At 74.7% G+C, this 553-nt stretch carries 1 protein-coding gene; it reads left to right on the top strand.

Going from position 1 to position 553, the window contains the following annotated elements:
- Positions 1 to 553: PAS domain-containing protein (locus tag V2J85_RS40340; RefSeq protein ID WP_330824359.1), on the top strand; the 553-nt coding region annotated here is incomplete at both ends.

Genomic DNA, 553 nt, shown 5'->3' with positions numbered 1-553 from the left:
GCCGTACTCGACGCGAACCTCCGCTACACCTACGTCAACCCGGCGCTCGAACGGCTCAACGGGCTGCCCGCCGGGTCCCACATCGGCCGGACCTTCTCCGAGGTGCTCCCCGAACTCCGCGGCCAGGCCGCCGTCCTGCGCGGGGTGCTGCGCGACGGGGAGCCCCGGGAGCAGACGATCAGCGGCCGGACCTGGGCCGCCGCCTCCGACGACCCCCGGTTCTGGCGCGCCACCTACCACCGGCTGGAGACCGGCGGGGACGTGTGCGGGCTGATGGTGATCGTCGTCGAGATCAGCGATGTGGCCCGGCAGCGGGCGGAGCTGGAGGAGGCCCGGGGCCATGTCACCCTGCTCTCCACGGCCGCCGTCCGGATCGGCACCACGCTCGACATGGACACCACCTGCCGGGAGCTCGCCGAGTTCGTCGTGCCCTCCTTCGCCGATGTGGCGGCCGTCGACGTCTTCCCGCCCGAGGTGGGCCACCCCGTACGCCGCGCCGACCCCGGTGTCCTGCGGCTGCGGCGGGCCGCGCTGCGGGGCCGGGTGCCCGAAC

It is taken from the genome of Streptomyces bugieae (assembly GCF_036352915.1).
Classification (GTDB): Bacteria; Actinomycetota; Actinomycetes; order Streptomycetales; family Streptomycetaceae; genus Streptomyces; species Streptomyces endophytica.
Note: the sequence above shows the minus strand (reverse complement) of the source record. Positions and strands in the feature narration are given on the sequence as shown.